Origin of the sequence: Halomonas sp. 7T, from assembly GCF_025643255.1 — a bacterium.
In the GTDB taxonomy this organism is placed as follows: domain Bacteria; phylum Pseudomonadota; class Gammaproteobacteria; order Pseudomonadales; family Halomonadaceae; genus Vreelandella.
Genome location: NZ_CP087112.1, coordinates 2,497,849 through 2,516,175 on the forward strand (window position 1 = coordinate 2,497,849; position 18,327 = coordinate 2,516,175).

13 protein-coding genes and 2 tRNA genes are annotated in these 18,327 nt (G+C 57.2%); 3 read left to right on the forward strand and 12 right to left on the reverse strand.

All coding sequences use genetic code 11. The annotated features are described in order from the left end of the window. Positions 1–42 precede the first annotated feature (42 nt). Both LOS15_RS11665 and LOS15_RS11670 read right to left on the reverse strand, forming a co-directional pair. Entirely contained in the window at positions 43–1,167 is a 1,125-nt protein-coding gene (locus LOS15_RS11665; protein WP_263066127.1) for an AI-2E family transporter, read from the reverse strand. After that, a complete protein-coding gene (locus LOS15_RS11670) occupies positions 1,164–1,415 on the reverse strand; it encodes a sulfurtransferase TusA family protein (RefSeq protein ID WP_263066128.1) in 252 nt (83 codons plus the stop codon). Before LOS15_RS11670 ends, LOS15_RS11665 begins: the two co-directional genes overlap by 4 nt. A 164-nt stretch (positions 1,416–1,579) precedes the next feature. Between LOS15_RS11670 and LOS15_RS11675 the strand changes: the two genes are divergently transcribed. Further along, complete coding sequence (locus LOS15_RS11675; protein WP_263066129.1) at positions 1,580–3,040, forward strand: M48 family metalloprotease; 1,461 nt, start codon at positions 1,580–1,582, stop codon at positions 3,038–3,040. Between the two features lie 74 nt (positions 3,041–3,114). Here LOS15_RS11675 and nadA read toward each other — a convergent pair whose 3' ends face one another. The 9 genes from nadA to purL all read right to left on the reverse strand — a co-directional run bounded on the left by nadA (position 3,115) and on the right by purL (position 14,145). Then, positions 3,115–4,143 carry a quinolinate synthase NadA gene (gene nadA / locus LOS15_RS11680; protein WP_263066131.1) on the reverse strand — a complete coding sequence of 343 codons (1,029 nt, stop codon included), beginning with the start codon at positions 4,141–4,143 and terminating at the stop codon, positions 3,115–3,117. A 287-nt stretch (positions 4,144–4,430) separates the two neighbouring features. Beyond that, positions 4,431–4,506: transfer RNA gene (locus tag LOS15_RS11685), tRNA-Lys, on the reverse strand. Between the two features lie 51 nt (positions 4,507–4,557). After that, positions 4,558–4,633: transfer RNA gene (locus tag LOS15_RS11690), tRNA-Lys, on the reverse strand. 90 nt (positions 4,634–4,723) lie between these two features. After that, complete coding sequence (gene rluB / locus LOS15_RS11695; RefSeq protein WP_263066132.1) at positions 4,724–5,593, reverse strand: 23S rRNA pseudouridine(2605) synthase RluB; 870 nt, start codon at positions 5,591–5,593, stop codon at positions 4,724–4,726. Continuing rightward, positions 5,580–6,377 carry an SMC-Scp complex subunit ScpB gene (scpB, locus tag LOS15_RS11700; RefSeq protein WP_263066133.1) on the reverse strand — a complete coding sequence of 266 codons (798 nt, stop codon included), beginning with the start codon at positions 6,375–6,377 and terminating at the stop codon, positions 5,580–5,582. Before scpB ends, rluB begins: the two co-directional genes overlap by 14 nt. Next, positions 6,374–7,330: a segregation and condensation protein A gene (locus tag LOS15_RS11705; RefSeq protein ID WP_263066135.1), complete on the reverse strand. Its 957-nt coding sequence runs from the start codon at positions 7,328–7,330 to the stop codon at positions 6,374–6,376. The genes scpB and LOS15_RS11705 overlap by 4 nt, the downstream gene beginning before the upstream one ends. Positions 7,331–7,420: 90 nt before the next feature. Beyond that, complete coding sequence (locus LOS15_RS11710) at positions 7,421–9,241, reverse strand: DEAD/DEAH box helicase (RefSeq protein ID WP_411537026.1); 1,821 nt, start codon at positions 9,239–9,241, stop codon at positions 7,421–7,423. 1 nt (position 9,242) lies between these two features. Next, positions 9,243–10,034: a crotonase/enoyl-CoA hydratase family protein gene (locus LOS15_RS11715; RefSeq protein ID WP_263066136.1), complete on the reverse strand. Its 792-nt coding sequence runs from the start codon at positions 10,032–10,034 to the stop codon at positions 9,243–9,245. Positions 10,035–10,218: 184 nt separating this feature from the next. Next, on the reverse strand, positions 10,219–14,145 hold the full coding sequence (gene purL, locus LOS15_RS11720; protein WP_263066137.1) for a phosphoribosylformylglycinamidine synthase: 3,927 nt from the start codon (positions 14,143–14,145) through the stop codon (positions 10,219–10,221). 183 nt (positions 14,146–14,328) lie between these two features. Between purL and mltF the strand changes: the two genes are divergently transcribed. Together mltF and LOS15_RS11730 are read left to right on the forward strand one after the other, a co-directional pair. After that, on the forward strand, positions 14,329–15,792 hold the full coding sequence (gene mltF / locus LOS15_RS11725; protein ID WP_263066138.1) for a membrane-bound lytic murein transglycosylase MltF: 1,464 nt from the start codon (positions 14,329–14,331) through the stop codon (positions 15,790–15,792). Between the two features lie 14 nt (positions 15,793–15,806). Further along, the gene (locus tag LOS15_RS11730; RefSeq protein WP_263066140.1) at positions 15,807–17,759 is read left to right on the forward strand and encodes a sensor domain-containing diguanylate cyclase; all 1,953 of its coding nucleotides are present in this window, start codon (positions 15,807–15,809) and stop codon (positions 17,757–17,759) included. Positions 17,760–17,790: 31 nt separating this feature from the next. On the opposite strand, the gene tadA is transcribed toward LOS15_RS11730, so the two are convergent. Further along, on the reverse strand, positions 17,791–18,225 hold the full coding sequence (gene tadA / locus LOS15_RS11735; RefSeq protein WP_263069710.1) for a tRNA adenosine(34) deaminase TadA: 435 nt from the start codon (positions 18,223–18,225) through the stop codon (positions 17,791–17,793). Between the last annotated feature and the right edge of the window lie 102 nt (positions 18,226–18,327).

Below are 18,327 nucleotides of genomic sequence, written 5' to 3' on the forward strand. Positions count from 1 at the left end.
ATGCGCCCCTCTCTCTTAGCGGGCAGGGGCGCCAGCCTTCCGTCAAGGCAGCTCTTGTTCCGAGCGATTTATGTGTCCCGAATGTTGCAACAAGCGGTTCTCCTCTTGCTCCTTGATGCCTCTTGGCCAAGCATACACCAATGCCTTAAGCAGCGTGGCTAGCGGTATCGCAAAAAAGATACCCCAAAACCCCCATATACCACCGAAAAACAGCACGGCAACAATAATCGAAACCGGGTGGATATTGTTGGTTTCTGAAAACAGTACAGGCGCCAGAACGTTACCGTCCAACGCTTGAATCACTCCGTAAGCTACCAGTACGTAAGCAAACTGTTCGCTGATTCCAAAATGAAAGCCCGCAACGGCAGCCACCGGAAGCGTGGCAACCGCCGCACCAATGTAAGGAACCAATACCGAAAGCCCCACTAACACCGCCAGCAGCGCCGTATATGGCAAGCCAAAGAAAGCAAAGGTAAAAAAAGCCACACTGCCCACAATGATAATTTCGATAAATTTACCGCGGATGTAGTTGGCAATCTGAGTGTCCATCTCATGCCAAATGCGTGTCAGCAGCGTACGCTTTTGCGGCAGTAATGAAAGCGTAAAACCCACTAACGTTTCGCGGTCCTTAAGCATAAAGAACACCAAGATGGGCACCAAGACCAAGTAGATAATCAGTGCCATTACGTTGCCCAGCGACGCCAACGAAAGCGTTAACGCACGCTGCCCAAGCTGGCTGATCTCACGCCCAGCAACGCCAATCCAGCTCTGCATTTGGTCAGGGGTAATTAAATTTGGATAGCGAGCCTGCAGTTCATCCAGCCACCCTTGGCCGCTGGCAAACATGCGCGGTATCTCCTGAACAAGCCCAACCAGCTGGTTCCAAATCAGCGGCATTAAGATAAATGCCAGCGTTAGCAGCACACTGATAAAACCTAAAAACACAATAATCACAGATAAAAGATGCGGCACGCTTCGTCGGGTTAATCCGTTCACCACGCCTTGCAGCAGAAATGCCAGCACGAGCGCCGTAAAAAACGGTGCCAGCATGCGGCCAAACCAGATGATGGCCGCAAAGCCCGCCACTAGAACCAACAGAAGAATTAACGCCTCTTCGTCTGAAAAGTAACGCTCAACCCAACTTTTCAGAATCGTGCGCATGGTCATGAGTGTGTATTCCCTGCTTTACGTATCCAAAAAATGTACACATCGTCTCGCTGTTCACGCTGCTCAAGCACGTGGGCGCTTTGCTCGGTAAAGGATGCCATATCCCGCCAGGCACCTGCATCGGTCGCACGCACCTCTAACAGCTGACCCGGCGCAAGCCCTGAAAGCGCCTGTTTTGCCTTCAATAACGGTAGCGGACAATGCAGTCCACTTGCATCCAGTATTAAATCAGGGGTTTGCCCAGCCATAACCTCTCCCTCAAAATGCTGCCGAAATATGGCATTGTTACATAAACTATTTTTTCGTGATGCCCGCCGTGGAGTTGATTTAACGGCACTTCCCTGCCTGAATCAATGTCACAGGCTGTTAGCTGCGCCTAATACATGACGCCAGATTCACTAATGAGGATGCCATGCCGCACCTTCGCACGATTTATCCACGCTGGGCCTTAGCACTTTTTTTTGCGCTCAGCACAGCGGCTGTTACCCCACCGGGGCATGCCATTGATGACTACCAACTGCCTAGCTTGGGCGGTGCCTCCACCTCAGTAAGTAACGAAGAGTACCGTTTAGGTCGGGCGTGGTTACGCCAGTTCCGTGCCCAGGCCCCTCAGTGGCAGGACCCTATCGTTAATGACTATGTGCAGGGCCTCATTGCCCGCCTCGCGCCCCACAGCCAACTCGGCAACCTGCAAACGACGATTGTCATGGTCGACAACCGCTCACTGAATGCGTTTGCGGTTCCCGGTGGCGTGGTAGGCATCAACTCGGGGCTGTTTGCTTTTGCTGAAGATGAAGGCGCTTTCGTGTCAGTACTCGCCCACGAGCTTGGTCACTTATCTCAGCGCCATTATGCACGGGGCAGTGCCCGTGCCGAGCAGACTCAACTGCCCGCCATGGCCGCTATGCTTGCCGGCATGTTAATAGCCGCAAGCGGCGGTGGCGATGCAGGCCTTGCCGCCGCGATGGGTTCCCAAGCAGCACTGATTCAAGACCAGCTTAGCTACTCCCGCCGTTTTGAGCAGGAAGCCGACCGGATTGGCCTTCAAGCCATGGCCAATGCAGGCTACGACCCGGAGGCGATGGTGCGTATGTTTGGCGCCATGCAACGCATGGCGCGCTTGCAAGGAGGCACGCCGCCTGAGTTTCTGTTGAGCCACCCGGTCTCCGATAGTCGCTTAAGCGACGCCCAGGTTCGCGCATCACAGCTCCGCGTTGCTGACACTTACACTAGCAACACGTTGTACGACATGATGCGCGCCCGAGCACTGCTGAGCATTTACCACAACACGCCTCAGCAGGCCGCCTCCCGCCTTGATCAGGAGAACGCCGGAGAACCAGCACAGCGCTATCTAGGCGCACTCATCGCGGCACATAACGGACAAACAGATAGCGCCCTTAATACTCTCGACCAGTTAGCCCGTGAGCTGCCAGATTACAGCATGCTGCCCGCATCGGCCGCTAGCATAGCGCTTGACGCTCAGCGCTACGACGACGCCATTACCCGTAGCCAACGGCTGCTACGGCTATCGCCCAACTACTTACCTGCTCAGTTAGTGCTGGCTGAAGCTCAACTCCAGAGAAACCCAGAGGCCGCTTACAATCTGCTCAGAGAGATAACCGCACGCCACCCAGAAAATCCCCAAGGGTTTAGCCTACTGGCAGAAGCCGCAGGCCGCAGTGGCGATAACGGCTGGGGGCACCTAGCGCGAGCAGAGCACTTACAGCTAACAGGAAGAATTGATAGCGGCATTCGCCAGCTGAGCATTGCAAAAGATGCCGCTCGGCAGGAGAACGATCAGCAGGCACTGGCACGTATCGAACAGCGCCGTGAAGCGTTCTTAGAATACCGTGAGGCACTAGAGAAATTTTAAGGCCGCTAACAACACAGCCCGAATGCTTATCGCATTCGGGCTGTAATATTCAAACGGTCATAATCAGCTAAACGTTAGGCGTTAAAATTCAGCATACGCTCCAGCGGCTTTAACGCCTGCTGACGCAGCGCTTCATCTACAAAGATTTCCCCACTGCCATGGCGCAGCGCACCGGCTAAGTTATCCAGGGCGTTCATTGCCATCCACGGGCAGTGAGCGCAGCTACGGCATGTCGCACCATTGCCAGCAGTAGGTGCTTCAAACAGCGTTTTGCCCGGCACTGCTTGCTGCATCTTGAAGAAAATACCGCGATCAGTGGCCACAATTAGCTGCTCATTGGGCAGCGTTTGGGCGGCTTTGATCAGCTGAGAGGTCGACCCGGCCACATCCGCCAGCTTGACGACCGCATCCGGAGATTCGGGATGTACCAGCACGGCAGCATCAGGGTAGAGGCGCTTCAGATCCTCGATACCTTTGGCCTTGAACTCTTCATGGACGATACAGGCGCCGTCCCACATCAGCATATCGGCGCCAGTTTTCTTCTGAATGTAGCCACCCAGGTGCTTATCTGGCGCCCAAAGAATCTTCTCGCCCTTCGCCTGCAGGTGTTCAATCACCTCCACGGCAATGGACGATGTAACCACCCAGTCGGCGCGCGCTTTTACAGCGGCGGACGTGTTGGCGTACACCACCACCGTGCGGTCTGGGTGCGCATCGCAAAAAGCGCTGAACTCATCGATGGGGCAGCCAATATCCAGCGAGCAGGTGGCTTCCAGCGTGGGCATTAACACGCGTTTTTCTGGGGAAAGAATTTTTGCCGTCTCGCCCATGAAGCGAACGCCTGCGACGACTAACGTAGTAGCATCATGGCGAGCGCCAAAGCGGGCCATTTCCAAGGAGTCAGCGACACAGCCGCCGGTCTCTTCTGCTAACTGCTGAATGGCGTCATCGGTATAGTAATGAGCAACTAACACGGCGTTATTCGCTTTAAGCAGTTGCTTAATTTCATCAACCCGGACCTCGTCTTCCGCAGGAATACGAGTGGGGCAGTATGGGCTGGGGAGCGGAGCATCAAGCTCAGCTTGGGAAGTCATAATAGTCATCGTGTCTACCACTGTGACGAACAGGGAATCCCCCTGTTAAACATCAGTCGCGGCGTATGCACTCCGCACGCGCCGCTCTCGATGCGACGGGCCGCTGTGTCTCTCACGGTGGCACGCCGCTCTGGTCTTAGTAATGTGACCAGCGCTACCGTGGTGTCGCCGGCAGCTGAAGCTTTGACTATTGTGGTGGACAATTGTTGCCCACTGCAAGCAGAAAGTTCGTTTCGCACGCTACCCCTCTGCATAGCAAAACGCCCCTGACAATAAGCTGCCAGGGGCGTTGAATTTGGTGGGTCGTGTAGGATTCGAACCTACGACCAATTGATTAAAAGTCAACTGCTCTACCAACTGAGCTAACGACCCAAATTTTTGCTGCGTAACGGCGTTTAACTTAACGCTATATCTGTGTTCGAATGGTGGGTCGTGTAGGATTCGAACCTACGACCAATTGATTAAAAGTCAACTGCTCTACCAACTGAGCTAACGACCCCCTCGAACGGATGCATATAGTACGGATACAGTGCTTCGATGGCAAGCGTTTTTTATCTTTGGTCTATAAACATCCGTTACTTAAACGCGACTAACGACGCTTGGGCTTGCGCATGGCCTGCACCGGGCGACGCTTATGCTTGTCACGGCTCCAACGATTTTTCTCATCCGGGGTTAACTCCGGCACTTTGCGCGTTTCTAAATTCGCCAGTGTTGCCAGATCATCCACTTCATCCTGAGAAAGCTCTACCCACTCACCGGCTTTCGCCCGCTTATCCAGGAAGATATTGCCGTATCGCACGCGCTTTAGGCGGCTCACCGTCAGCTCCTGGGATTCCCAAAGGCGGCGCACTTCGCGGTTGCGGCCTTCTAGAATGACCACGTGGAACCAGGTATTAATGCCTTCGCCGCCGAACTCCTGCACGTCGGTGAAGCGAGCGGGGCCATCTTCCAGCATCACACCGTCAACCATCGCCACAATGTGTTCGCGCTTAACGTCGCCCATCACGCGCACTGCGTACTCACGCTCTACCTGGGTGGAGGGGTGCATCAGGCGGTTGGCCAGCTCACCGTCGGTGGTGAACAGCAGCAAACCGCTGGTGTTGATGTCCAAGCGGCCAATGGCAATCCAGCGTTCGCCTTTTAAACGCGGTAGGCGCTCGAAGACCGTGCGGCGTCCCTCAGGGTCTTTACGGGTACACAGCTCACCTTCCGGCTTGTTGTACATAATAACCCTGCGCGGCACTTCCTCTTCCGGGCGCAGCGTGACCGGTCGGTCATCAAAGCTGACTTTATCTCGCGCCTCTACCCGATCGCCAAGCTTCGCTACTTTACTATTGACCTTCACACGGCCATCGGAAATAGCGGTTTCCATTTCACGGCGGGAGCCAAGGCCTGCGCGGGCGAGGACTTTCTGCAGCTTTTCGCTGGTAGGGGGCGTGGTGTTGTTACTCTGACTCATGGTCGTCTGACCTCACATCGTTGGTCTGCGTGCGTGCGTCATGTTGGCGCTGCGCACGTGCCGCAAGCCGTGCCTCTAAATCGGCAAAACTCAGCGGCTGGGTTAACGCCGTCTCGGCGTGGGGGTCGGCTGATTCAGCCGAGGTAGTGTCTTTACTCTGGGGTGGCGCATCCTGCACGCTTTGCGCCGTTTCGTCCAGTGCGGATGGCAGATTTTGTTCGGCTGACGCCTCCTCCAGAGGCAGCGCTTCGTGGTCTTCGCCATTGATTAAGGTATGCATGGGCGGCAGCGCATCCAGCGTTTTCAGGCCGAAGTCATCCAGGAAGCTGCGCGTGGTGGCATACACGGCGGGGCGACCTGGCACGTCCCGGTGGCCCACTACACGTATCCAGCCGCGCTCCATGAGCGTGCGCACAATCGAGCTACTAACGCTCACACCGCGCACTTCTTCAATATCACCCCGCGTGACCGGCTGGCGATAGGCAATCAGCGCCAGCGTTTCCAGCAGCGCCCGGGAGTAGCGCTGAGGGCGCTCGTCCCACAGCCGCGACACCCAGTGAGCCAGGCGGGGGCGAATGCGTAGCTGGAAGCCAGAGGCGGTCTCTACCAGTTCCAGCGCGCCGTTATCGTGGCGCAGCGCCAGCCGCGACAGCGCTTCTCGTAGTGCTTTTCTCGATGGGCACTCATCGGCCAAAAACAGTGTTTCAAGGCGTTCCACGGGCAGCGGCTCTCCCGCGGCCAGCAGCGCCGCTTCAATAATATCGTCTAACGTGGTGTCTCTCACCGCGACTCCTCGTCAGGTTCAAACGCAGACTCTTCGAATGCCGAGGCGGCATTGCCCTGGTCCTCTTGCGCGCGCTCGAAAGCATCCTCTTCCTCATCGGTCAGCGCCGCTTGGCGGGCGCGCACGTGAATGGGCGACAGCGGCGCGTTTTGAACAATCTCAATCATGGCTTCTTTCGCTAGCTCTAAAATGGCCATAAAGGTCACCACCACACCGGCCCGGCCCTCTTCCAGGGTGAACAGCGCTTCAAAGGGGGTGTAACGCCCGCTCGCACTATCTTGGCTAAGCTGCTCCATGATATGCAGCATCCGTTCGCGGGTAGAGAGCACTTCTCGGCTGATCTGATGAGCCTGGGCCAGCTCTGCGCGCTTGAGAATATCGGAGAGCGCACCCAGCAGCTCATCCAGCTCCACATCGGGATGAATCATCCGGGTTTCCAACGGCGGCAGGCCCGCCTGCACGCTAAACCAGTCCCGCCCTACCCTGGGCAGCGTGTCCAGCGCTTCAGCAGCTTCTTTAAGGCGCTCGTACTCTTGCAAGCGGCGAATCAGCTCGGCACGGGGGTCTTCTTCCTCCTCGTCCTCCGCTTTTGGCGGGCGCGGCAGTAGCGTGCGGGATTTAATCTCTGCCAGCATAGCCGCCATCAGCAGATACTCTCCGGCCAGCTCAATCTCCATGGCTTTCATTAATTCCACGTACTCGATGTACTGGTGGGTAATGGTCGCCACGTTGATGGTCAGAATATCCAGGTTCTGGCGTCGAATTAAATATAGCAGCAGGTCCAGCGGCCCTTCGAAAGCCTCCAGAAAGACCCGCAGCGCTTCGGGCGGAATGTAGAGGTCTTCAGGCAGTTGCGTGATGGGCTCATCGAACAGACGCCCAAGCGCCTCCACTACCGGCTCGGCGGTCGATTGCACGTCTTGGTCTGGCGCTGCGCTAGGCGTCTCGCTCACGCGGGTCGTATCCTTGGTTGATGGCTCAGTGGTTGACTTAGTTGATGACTCAAAAAATGGCAGTGTAGCAGCGCATCCAGGGCGCGGCATCTAGCCAGCATCGGCAGCTTTGCGATAGCGTCCTTGATAGTCGAACAGCTTATCGCGGATTTGAAAGTGGCGACCCACCTTTCGGCCCACCACAAAGTCCGGATGACGCAGGCGGCGCTGCTCGCCCGCTACCTCATCAGGCGTCGTCGGCTGCCATTGGCCGCCTGGCGCTCGAAGGTGGGCACGCAGAAACACGGCATAAAACGCACGGCGCTGGGCCGGGGTTTCCAGCGCAAACCACTCGCTAAGGCTGGCACCATCTTCGTCGTAATAGGTCGCTTTCAGGCGCGGCAGGCCGCGACCGTTGGTGGTCGCCTCTAACTGCATACCGCTGACCCGCAACACTTTTGCGTCTTTTAGCTTCAGTGCATCTTTGAGCTTGTCATCGGCGTCCACCAGCAGCGTCTCGCAACCGTGGCAGCGGCGGGCGGCAATATCGTTTTCAGCGCCGCACTCGTCACACACTTTAAAGCGAAAACGAAATTCGCACTGACTGCGTCGCACTGTGTCATCCTCAATCAGCCCCTGGCAGCGGCGGCCAAAGTGCTCAATGACCAGCTCGCCGTCGCGCTTGCCCCAAAACAGGTTGGCGTGACAGCAGTCCGGGCAGGCTACCTGCACCGGTTCGCTGTCGCTATCCGGCTTGGGCTCGCCCACTTCCGGGGCATAGAGATCCCACGGGTTGCCCGCGTAGTCGAGGATCAAACACTCCTCTTTGCCGGGCGAAAGCCGCAGCCCGCGACCCACAATCTGCTGATAGAGGCTGACCGACTCTGTGGGGCGCAAGATCGCAATCAGATCAACATGGGGAGCATCAAAACCTGTCGTCAACACCGCAACGTTCACTAGAAACTTCAATTGACGCGCTTTAAAGGTATTGATGAGCGCAGTGCGCTCGGCAGAGGGCGTCGCGCCGGTAATCAGCGCCGCCTGCTCGGCGGGCAAATAGCCCATGATCTCTTCGGCATGGGCCACCGTGGCGGCAAAAATCATCACTCCTTGGCGATTGTCAGCATGCTCAACCACCTGGGCAATAATACCCGGCGTCGCACGACTCCCAGCCACCACGCGATTAAGCTCCTCCTCCCGAAACAGCCCGCTGGAGGCGGGCGCAAGCGTTGAGAAGTCGTAACCCTCGATGGCCATATCCAGCCGTTTAGGCGCGGCCAAAAAGCCCTGTTTGACCATCAGGCGCAGCGGCTGCTCAAACACACAGTCGGCAAAGAAACTCTCTTCCGAGCCACGCACCATGCCGTGGTGGTGGCGATGGTAGATAAAGCCCTGCCCCAAACGAAATGGGGTGGCGGTTAAGCCGAGGATTTTGAGCTGCGGGTTCTGACTTCGCAGGTGCTCGATCACCTTCCGGTAGCTGGAGTCCTCCTCCAACGACACGCGATGGCACTCATCGATTACCAGCAGGGTGAAGCTGGCATCGTTGAACTGCTCCAGGTTACGAACCACCGACTGCACCGAACCAAATACCACTTGGCGACTGGCTTCTTTGCGCTTTAACCCCGCGCTGAAGATATCCGCCTTAAGCCCGTAGGCTTGGTATTTAGCATGGTTTTGCTCCACCAGCTCGCGCACGTGAGCCAGCACCAGCACGCGCCCACGGGCTAGCCGGGCCAGCTCAGCAATCACCAGCGACTTGCCGCTGCCGGTGGGCAGCACCACCACACCTGGGTCGCTGGTGGCCCGAAAGTGGCTGACCACCCGCTTTACCGCCTCCGTTTGATAGGGGCGCAAGCGGGGTGGTGAGCCAGAGCCAGAGCCAGAGCCAGAGCCAGAACCCGTACCGGCGGAAGCGTTTAAGTGAGGCATATTAGTCAAAACGCGGCGCGCGACGCTCCATGCGTGCGCTCACCGCCTCGCGCTGCTCAGCGCTGGCCAATAGCTGCCGCTGCAAATGGGCTTCAAGCGCCAGCCGATCACGGAGATCCAAGGCTGGACCACGGGTAAATAGCTCACGCGCCGCCGCTACGGCTTGAGGCGAGCGTGACGCAATTAGCGCGGCGGTCTCCCGCGCCGTCGCCAGCGGCGTTTCGCTCAGGCGAGTGCCAAGCCCAAGCTGGTAAGCCTCATCTCCTGACACCTTGCGCCCGCTGATCGCCAGTTCATACAGCACATCCTGACGCAGCCACTCTCCGGTCACGCTTATTGCCATATCGGGGATGATGCCCCAATCAATCTCCAGCAGCCCCAGACGTGCGCCCGGGTGGAGAATGCGTATATCGGCGCCCAGGGCTATCTGCAGGCCGCCACCGTAGACATGCCCGTGCAGGGCAGCCACCACGGGGACACCCGCCTCACGCCACCCCAGGGCCAGACGCTGAACCGGATTGACACCCGTAGCGTCGGGTGCCAGCAGAGTAGGCAACCGCTCTGCCTCACCCATGATCGACGCCATATCAAGACCGGCGCAAAAGCTGTCGCCATCGCCGCGCAAGATCACAGCACGTAACCCCGCAAGCTCGGCTAGGTGCTGCTGTGCCGCCAGTAGACCGTCGATCATGGCCCAATCCAAGCCGTTGAGGTGATCGGGTCTCGACAACGCCACCTCCGCCACATGGTCGGCAAACGACAGCGTCACGCGCTCATTGAAGGTTTGATGCATTCCAGCTCCCAGAATTTTTGGCTCGCCACCGATTGGCGACCGCTGCACTTGTGAACTGAGTGTGGCGCGAGGACGGCCCATTTTCAAACAAACGTTTCATCTCACCCAAACCATCACCGCAACCACTTCTCTGTCATAAGCAAAAAGCGGCCCGCAGGCCGCTTTTCATTCGCAATGGCAGGTCTTAACCCAACCACACACGAGCGTTACGGAATAAGCGCAACCAAGCGCCATCTTCGGTCCACTCAGCGGGGCGCCAGGAGTTGGTAACTGCGCGAGTCACTCGCTCCGGGTGAGGCATCATGATGGTGACGCGGCCATCCGGCGTGGTTAAACCGGTAATGCCCGACGGCGAGCCGTTGGGGTTAGCCGGGTAGCGGGTAGTCACCTGACCGTAGTTATCAATATAACGCAGCGCAATCTGGCTGCTGGACTGCATGGTACGAAGGTGCGCTGTATCACGGAACTCGGCGCGGCCTTCACCGTGGGCCACGGCAATCGGCAGCTTGGAGCCTTCCATACCCGCTAACAGAATCGAGGGGCTTTTCTCTACCCGCGCCATGGCCACGCGAGCTTCGAACTGCTCGGACTCGTTGCGTACAAACGCAGGCCACTCTTCGGCCCCTGGAATGAGAGACTTCAGCTGCGAGAGCATCTGGCAGCCGTTACACACACCCAGGGAGAAACTATCGTCGCGGGAGAAGAACGCGGCAAACTGCTCGCGGGCGCGCTCGTTAAACAGCACCGACTTCGCCCAGCCGCCGCCGGCACCTAGCACATCGCCGTAGGAGAAACCGCCACAGGCGACTAGCCCTTTGAACTCCTCCAGGGAGACACGGCCTTCCAGGATGTCGCTCATGTGCACATCCACCGCGTCGAAGCCCGCTTTATGGAACGCCCAAGCCATCTCGACCTGACCATTAACGCCCTGTTCGCGCAGGACGGCCACTGCTGGCTTCGTCGTATTGATATACGGCGCGCTGATGTCGTCATTAATATCAAAGCTGGGCGCGGCACTCAGGCCAGGATCGCGCACGTCGAGCAGGTTATCGAATTCGTTTTTGGCGCACTCGGGATTGTCCCGCAGCGCCTGCATGCGGTAGCTGGTTTCCGCCCAGGTGCGCTGAGTCAGCTGGCGCGTGGTTTCCAACAGCGGCTCTTCAAACAGCGTCACGCGTACCTGGTCGTCGTAGCGCGGGCGCGCAATAACGCCACAGGTCTCGATCCCTGCCATAGCAAATTGGGTTAGCACTTCTTCAGTGTCGGCCCGGTTCACCTGAATCACCGCGCCCAGCTCTTCTGAGAACAGCGCGTTAAAAGCTTCTACCGGCTCATCAATCAGCCAATCGAGTTTGATCTCAAGACCGGCGTGGGCGGCAAAGGCCATTTCCAGCAGCGTCACCAGCAGGCCACCGTCACTGCGGTCGTGATAGGCCAACAGCTTGCCATCACGGTTTAGGCCTTGAATAACTTCAAAAAACGCTTTCAGGTCTTCGGGGTCGTCTACATCCGGGCAGTCGTTGCCTACCTGGCCATATACCTGCGCCAGCGCCGAGCCACCTAAGCGGTTTTGACCGTTACCCAGATCAATCAGAATCAGGTCAGACTCCTCTTGCTCCAGGTTGATCTGCGGCGTCAGCGTCGCTAGCGCATCGGTTACCGGCGCAAACCCGGTCACCACCAGGGAGAGCGGCGAGGTGATGCTCTTCTCTTCAGCGTCGTCGCCTTCTTGCCATGCGGTGCGCATGGACATGGAGTCCTTGCCCACCGGTATGGCAATGCCGAGCGCCGGACAGAGCTCCATTCCCACTGCGTGTACAGCGTCATAAAGCGCTTGGTTTTCACCGGGGTGATCGGCGGCGCTCATCCAGTTAGCCGAGAGCTTAATATCCGAGAGCTTGGCAATGGGCGCGGCGGCTAAGTTGGTAATCGCTTCGGCAACGGCCAAACGGGCACTGGCCGCAGGGTTAATCAGCGCGACCGGCGGGCGCTCGCCCATGGCCATCGCTTCACCGGCATGGGTGTCGAAGCTTGCGGTGGTCACCGCCACGTCTGCCACGGGCACCTGCCAGGGGCCCACCATCTGATCACGGGCCACTTGACCAGTAATCGAGCGGTCGCCAATGGTAATCAAGAAGCTTTTAGACGCTACCGCGGGCAACCTCAGCACGCGATCAAGCGCTTCACGAAGGTCTAAGTTGTCGAGCATCACACCGGAAAGCTCAAGCGTTTGGCGCTCAAACGTGCGGGTCATCTTAGGCGCTTTACCAAACAGTACGCTCATCGGCAAATCGACAGGCTTGGTGTCAAAATGACCGTCACGCACTTCCAGATGATGATGCTCCAGGGCTTCACCTACCACCGCGTAGGGGCAGCGCTCGCGCTTACACAGCGCGTCGAAGGTCTCTAAATCTTCCGGCGCCACCGCCAGTACATAGCGTTCCTGGGCTTCGTTACACCAGATTTCCAGCGGGCTCATGCCGGGTTCAGCGTTGGGCACGGCGCGCAGGTTGAACAGGCCACCACGATTGCCGTCTTTGACCAGCTCTGGCAGCGCGTTGGACAGCCCGCCTGCACCTACATCGTGAATAAAGCGGATGGGGTTTTGTAGGCCCAGCGTCCAGCAGCGGTCGATCACCTCTTGCGCACGACGCTCAATCTCGGGGTTTTCCCGCTGCACCGAGGCAAAGTCCAAATCGGCACTTGAAACACCTGATGCCATGCTGGATGCCGCACCGCCGCCCAACCCAATCAGCATCGCCGGACCGCCCATGACAATCAGCTTACCGCCAACGGGAATCTCGCCCTTTTGCACGTGCTGCGCGCGAATATTGCCATAGCCACCGGCCAGCATAATCGGCTTATGGAAACCACGACGCTCGATGCCACCCTCACTCAGCGTATCCTGCTCGTAGGTGCGGAAGTAGCCGGTTAGGTTGGGGCGGCCAAACTCGTTGTTAAACGCGGCGCCGCCAATCGGGCCATCCAGCATGATGTTCAGCGCCGACTGCATACGCTCGGGCTTGCCGTAATCAAAGGCTTCCCAGGGCTGAACAAATTCAGGAATCCGCAGGTTAGACACGGTAAAGCCTGATAGGCCTGCTTTGGGCTTGCCGCCGATGCCAGTGGCCCCTTCATCACGAATTTCACCGCCGGAGCCTGTAGCGGCACCGGGGAACGGCGCAATTGCCGTGGGGTGGTTGTGGGTCTCCACCTTCATCAGAATATGGATGGGTTCTTGGTGGGCGTCGTAGCTGGCGCGCTCGTCATCGGCACCTGTCAACGGCGTGGGAAAGAAACGTCCGCCGTGGCTGCCCTTAATCACCGCCGCGTTGTCGCTGTAAGCGGAAAGCACGTTATCCGGCGACGTCGCGAAGGTGTTCTTAATCATCTTAAACAGCGAATAGGGTTGCGCTTCGCCATCAATCACCCAGTCCGCGTTAAAGATTTTATGGCGGCAGTGCTCCGAGTTTGCTTGGGCAAACATCATCAGCTCGACATCGCTGGGGTTGCGGCCAAGCTCAATAAACGCAGCCACCAAGTAATCAATCTCATCGTCCGCCAGCGCCAGGCCCAGCTCACGGTTCGCCGTCACGAGGGCGTCGCGGCCACCGTCTAAAACATCCACACTGCCCAGCGGTGCAGGAGTATGGTGGGCAAACAGTTTGGCGGCATCAGCCACATCATCCAGCACGGTTTCAATCATGCGATCATGCAGCAGTGCGGCGATGGCCTGCAGGGTGTCGGCGCTAGCCTCTCCACGCAGCCCTACCCGATAATCAATCCCGCGCTCGATGCGGCTAATTTGACCCAGCCCACAGTTATGGGCGATATCGGTTGCTTTAGAGGACCAGGGAGACTGAGTGCCTAAGCGCGGCACCACCAGAAAACGCTGGGCGTTTTCCGGGGCGTCTTGGCTTTCGTGGCTACCATAGTCGAGCAGCTGAGCTAAACGCTCTTGAGCGGCGTTATCGAGCTCTTCGTGGTGATCAATGAAGTGGACGTAATGGGCGGATAGCGCCTCCACCTCCGGAACACGTTCACGCAACACCGTTAGCAGCCGTTCATGGCGGAAGGCAGAAAGGGCGGGTGCGCCTCGCAGTTCGAGCATATCTGGGAGCCTCTAAAGCAGGAAGAGTTCGAGCAGGAAATCACCAGGCCGCAATGCGACCCCTCTTTATGATACCAATAAGCGCCTATGATACTGGAAAGCGTCGGCCACACGAAATCAACAAGGTGACAGCTTCTACAAGCCTGGGTATCGTAACAACATGTTTCACGTTGAACAGACGCTATGCTAACGCCTATTTACCGACACATTGCTACCTATTCAAGCACCTACAGGGCGTTAGCCATCACTGTTTTACTGGTCATGCTGACGCCGCCTGCCTGGGTACCGCCCAGCGAGCATTTAACCCATATACAAGCAAAAGACTTTATTACGATTCATACCCGTAATACGCCAACAACCTATTATGAGGGCCGCCAAGGCCCAACCGGGTTTGAATACGAGCTAATGCAGCGGTTTGCTGACCACCTGGGGGTCAGCTTAAACCTCAACGCCAGCCATCACCCTGAAAGCGTACTCCCCGCCGTGCGCGAGCAAGGCGATTTAGGCGCGGCGGCCTTGCCGTTACTGCCCAACACCCCAGGCATCCACTACACCCGATCCATTATTCAGATGCAGCCGCTGGTCGTCTATCGACGCGGCTTGCACGGGATTGCTGCTCCAAAGGACTTGGTCGGCCTTGAACTTGGCACGTTAAGTGGCGCGGGTACCAGCCAAGCCCTGCTCGCCCTTCAGCGCGACTATCCGCAGCTGAGCTGGAAAGAGTCCCATGAGCTCGAAGTGGCCGAACTGCTGGCACGAGTCGAAAACGACACGCTGGATGCAGCGATCATTTTTGACCATCAGTTCCGGCTTAACCGGCTGTTTTTTCCTAATGTAGAACGGGGTTTTTTCCTGGGCGAGCCTCTCTCCATGGCATGGGCCGTGCCCAGCCAACGTGGCTTAGGGTTACTGGAAGCCGCCAATCAATTTCTCCAAACGCTGCAAGAAGACGGCACGTTAGCGCAACTGGTTAACCGCTATTTTGGCCACGATGATTACCTGGAGTATGTGGGAACGCGCACCTTTTTAGCCCATTTAGACGAACGACTGCCCACCTACACCGGGCTCTTCAAACAGGCAGCGCTTGAAACAGGCTTTGACTGGAAGCTGCTGGCGGCCGTGGGCTACCAAGAGTCTCACTGGGACCCTGATGCCGTATCACCGACCGGCGTGCGCGGCTTAATGATGCTCACTAACCCAACGGCCAGTGAGATGGGCGTCGCTGACCGCACCGACCCAGCGCAGAGCATCGACGGTGGTGCCCGCTACCTGCGCAGCATTAAAGACCGCTTGCCAGAAAGCATTACCGGCGATGACCGGCTCTATATGGCCATGGCGGCCTACAATGTCGGTCTTGGGCATCTTTACGATGCCCGCAAAATCGCAGAAACACGCGGCGGAGACCCCGATAGCTGGCAAGATGTGCGTACCGCCCTGCCGCTTCTCCAGCAGCGCGAATGGCACAGCCAAACCCGACACGGCTATGCCCGAGGCGGCGAACCGGTTATTTATGTGCGCAACATTCGCCGCTACTACGAGATGATTGAGTATGTGGAGCGCAGCCGGCAGCAGTTTTTTCAACTGTCCCAAACGCCTATGGACGATGAGTCCTTGCTACTATTCGAGCTAATACCGCCGCTTAATTGAAGGAATCAGTCTTTATGCCCATTGCACGAGCTAAGCACTGGTTACCCATAGCGGCTGCCTGCTTGGCTATCGCGCTGGTGGTCATGCATCCCAGCGCCACCTCTGTAGGGCTCGTACTGTTAGCGCTCGGCTCGCTATGCGCTCAAAAGGAGCACTGGCTATTTGCGCGCCTGCTAAGCGTGGTGACGATTGGCCTCTTACTACCGGGCCTGATCAGCTATCTACTACCAGAAAGCTGGGTAACAACGGCCCGCTGGGAAACCCTGGCGGCTTGGATATACCCTGGCAGCATTGAGCGCTTCCGGGCACCGCTGCTGATGACGTTGGCTCTGCAACTAAGTGCATTAGCGCTTCTGCTGGGTCACCGAGCTCGCTTAGGCGCGCCGCTGCTTCTGGTCATGGCCCTCCTGCTGTCCGGTTTACAACTCATCTATCATTACTCGACGTTTACCCCCCTTATTCGCTACGCGGCCTCCTGGCCTAGCCTGATAATCTTTAGCATCGTTCTACTTGGGCAATATCTTTCCTCAGCACCATACTGGCGAGGCCGCCGCTACCGGTCGCGCGCGCTTTGGCCAGCCTGTGGACTCCTAATGTTGGCACTACTGCTTTGGGGACAGGTACATCATGAAGCGGAACAAAATTTGCACCGCCAAGTTGAAGCGCGCGCCTGGCAAGCAACAATGCGGCTCTCTCATGAAATCGATAACCATTTAAATACCATGCGTCGCTTTGCGGGCATATGGCAGCTACAAACAGCACCGCCAAACCATCAACAGTGGACCGACCAAGCCGCGAGCTATCATCAAGATTTTAGGTATTTGATTAATATCGCATTTATTTCGCCGGATAGCGGCATACGCCACGTCTACCCGTTCACAGAAACTAATTTAATCAACATTGGGCTACGGCTTTTCGACGTCCAGCCAGAAGGACGCACCGCCCTTGAGCCAGCGTTAATGGGGCAGCAGGAAGGCAACACAGATATCATTGAGCTACTGCAAGGCGGTCCAGGTATCGTGCACTACTTCCCCGTATTCAATGCGGATGGCGTTTCGTTAGGCGCCTCGGCAATGGTGGTCAGCCTCCCCTTATTTGCTGCAGAGCTATTTGCCCAACAGCCTGCGAGCCAAGGGGTAATACAGTGGCACGATGGCGCCCATATATTAGCTAAGCACGGCGATACGACTGACCCAGGCCCCTGGGCTTACCACCACCCCATCTATTTACTCGACAAAACACTGACGCTTTCTTATCAACCACGGCGTCAATACCTCATTAGCCAATTACCGCGCTTACCCTCTATCAGCTTAGTCACGGGCTTAACCCTTGCTTACCTGCTCTACCTCGTGCTTTACACGTTTCAGCGCATCGGACAACAACATAGCGCGATGCAAAAAAGTAACATCGCGCTGCAGCAAGAGATCAAAAAGCGCAGCAAACTACAGCAAGAAGTTGAGTGGCTAGCGCGCCACGATGAGCTCACAGGCATTGCCAACCGTCGCTACTTCCTGGAACAAATGGAGGCTTCCCAGGCGGTTCGTCCTACTAGCTTAATCCTATTCGACATCGACCATTTCAAGCGGGTTAATGACCAAATGGGGCACCTAGTCGGTGATGAGTACTTATTTACTTTCGCCAAGCTGGGTGAGGCTGCCATCGAGACGCACGGCGGCATCTTTGCGCGTTACGGTGGAGAAGAGTTTGTTGCATGGCTACCCGGCCACACCCTCTCTTCGGCTTTTAACGTAGCGGATGAACTACGCCAACGACTAGCCGCATCCAATCTCACCCATGCCGATGACACCCCGATCACGCTCAGCGCAGGCGTGGTCACGCTGAATCATCCCGAAAATCCAGATATGGCACGCATGATGCAAGCTGCTGACGAAGCGCTATATAACGCTAAAAACAACGGCCGCAATCGTATTGAGCGTGGCGCGCTTAATGCTCGTGAAGATGTTTAACGCCTACTTATTACTAGGTCTTATCACCAAGTCATAGCCGTCGATCGCTGAAAAAGCGTTTTAGCAGCTTTTTTGCAGGCGTCGCCAGCACACCGGATGTCACCGCCACTTGGTGATTAAACCAGGGCTGGGCCAGCAGGTTAGCTTTTGATTCGACCATGCCGGTGCGCGGTTCAGCGGCGCCGTAGACTAAGCGGCTTAAGCGTGCGTGCACCATGGCACCCGCACACATCATGCAGGGCTCTAACGTCACAAACAGCGTACAGCCTTCTAAACGATAGTTACCCAGCTGCTGTCCCGCCTCACGCAGCGCGCGAATTTCGGCATGGCTACTGGGGTCACAGCTCGCCACTGGCGCATTACAGCCCATCCCAATAATATTACCCTGAGCGTCAATCACCACGGCACCCACCGGCACTTCACCCGCTGCATAGGCCAGATGCGCTTGGTCTAGCGCCCGGTGCATATAAAATTCATCGCTGCGTATCAAGGCAAACTCCGCTAAGGTAGCAAAACGATCGTTTTAATCATTGGATAGCCGCACCAGGTACGCTTTCGGCCATCGGCG